The sequence below is a fragment of the Terrimonas alba genome (assembly GCF_042434975.1).
In the GTDB taxonomy this organism is placed as follows: Bacteria; Bacteroidota; Bacteroidia; order Chitinophagales; family Chitinophagaceae; genus Terrimonas_B; species Terrimonas_B alba.
Genome location: NZ_JBHMQM010000021.1, coordinates 1 through 2,162 on the forward strand (window position 1 = coordinate 1; position 2,162 = coordinate 2,162).

General features: G+C 48.0%; 1 protein-coding gene. It reads left to right on the top strand.

Annotated elements, in window-relative coordinates; genetic code table 11:
- Window positions 1–2,162 (top strand): hypothetical protein (locus tag ACFEL9_RS25985; RefSeq protein ID WP_385896297.1); only part of this gene is annotated, 2,162 nt, incomplete at both ends.

Consider the following 2,162-nt stretch of genomic DNA (forward strand, 5'->3'; position numbering starts at 1 on the left):
ACACTCACTGCCGCTAATGGTTGTGACTCGGTTGCGACATTGCATTTAGTAATCAATCCAGCAGTAACCGGTGAAGAAACTGTTACACTTTGTCCTGCTGCATTACCATATAGCTGGAACGGCCAGTCCATTACCGATGCCGGTGATTATACGGCAACGCTTACTGCCGCCAATGGTTGTGATTCCATTGCTACGCTGCATTTAGTAATCAATCCTGCAGTAACCGGTGAAGAGACTGTTACACTCTGTCCTGCTGCATTACCATATAGCTGGAACGGCCAGTCCATTACCGATGCCGGTGATTATACGGCAACGCTTACTGCCGCCAATGGTTGTGATTCGATTGCCACATTACACCTGGTGATCAATCCTGCAGTAACCGGTGAAGAGACTGTTACACTCTGTCCTGCTGCATTACCATATAGCTGGAACGGCCAGTCCATTACCGATGCCGGTGATTATACGGCTACACTCACTGCCGCTAATGGTTGTGACTCGGTTGCGACATTGCATTTAGTAATCAATCCAGCAGTAACCGGTGAAGAAACTGTTACACTTTGTCCTGCTGCATTACCATATAGCTGGAACGGCCAGTCCATTACCGATGCCGGTGATTATACGGCAACGCTTACTGCTGCCAATGGTTGTGATTCCATTGCTACGCTGCATTTAGTAATCAATCCAGCAGTAACCGGTGAAGAAACTGTTACACTCTGTCCTGCTGCATTACCATATAGCTGGAACGGTCAATCCATTACCGATGCCGGTGATTATACGGCTACACTCACTGCCGCTAATGGTTGTGACTCGGTTGCGACATTGCATTTAGTAATCAATCCAGCAGTAACCGGTGAAGAAACTGTTACACTTTGTCCTGCTGCATTACCATATAGCTGGAACGGCCAGTCCATTACCGATGCCGGTGATTATACGGCAACGCTTACTGCCGCCAATGGTTGTGATTCGATTGCCACATTACACCTGGTGATCAATCCTGCAGTAACCGGTGAAGAAACGGTTACACTCTGTCCTGCTGCATTACCATATAGCTGGAACGGTCAATCCATTACCGATGCCGGTGATTATACGGCAACGCTTACTGCTGCCAATGGTTGTGACTCGGTTGCGACATTGCATTTAGTAATCAATCCTGCAGTAACCGGTGAAGAAACGGTTACACTTTGTCCTGCTGCATTACCATATAGCTGGAACGGCCAGTCCATTACCGATGCCGGTGATTATACGGCAACGCTTACTGCCGCCAATGGTTGTGATTCCATTGCTACGCTGCATTTAGTAATCAATCCTGCAGTAACCGGTGAAGAAACGGTTACACTCTGTCCTGCTGCATTACCATATAGCTGGAACGGTCAATCCATTACCGATGCCGGTGATTATACGGCAACGCTTACTGCTGCCAATGGTTGTGACTCGGTTGCGACATTGCATTTAGTAATCAATCCAGCAGTAACCGGTGAAGAAACGGTTACACTTTGTCCTGCTGCATTACCATATAGCTGGAACGGTCAGTCCATTACCGATGCCGGTGATTATACGGCTACACTCACTGCCGCTAATGGTTGTGACTCGGTTGCGACATTGCATTTAGTAATTAACCCAGCAGTGACCGGTGAAGAAACTGTTACACTCTGTCCTGCTGCATTACCATATAGCTGGAACGGCCAGTCCATTACCGATGCCGGTGATTATACGGCAACACTCACTGCAGCTAATGGTTGTGACTCGGTTGCGACATTGCATTTAGTAATCAATCCAGCAGTAACCGGTGAAGAAACTGTTACACTCTGTCCTGCTGCATTACCATATAGCTGGAACGGCCAGTCCATTACCGATGCCGGTGATTATACGGCAACGCTTACTGCCGCCAATGGTTGTGACTCGGTTGCGACATTGCATTTAGTAATCAATCCTGCAGTAACCGGTGAAGAAACTGTTACACTTTGTCCTGCTGCATTACCATATAGCTGGAACGGCCAGTCCATTACCGATGCCGGTGATTATACGGCAACGCTTACTGCCGCCAATGGTTGTGATTCCATTGCTACGCTGCATTTAGTAATCAACCCTGCAGTAACCGGTGAAGAGACTGTTACACTCTGTCCTGCTGCATTACCATATAGCTGGAACGGCCAGTCCATTAC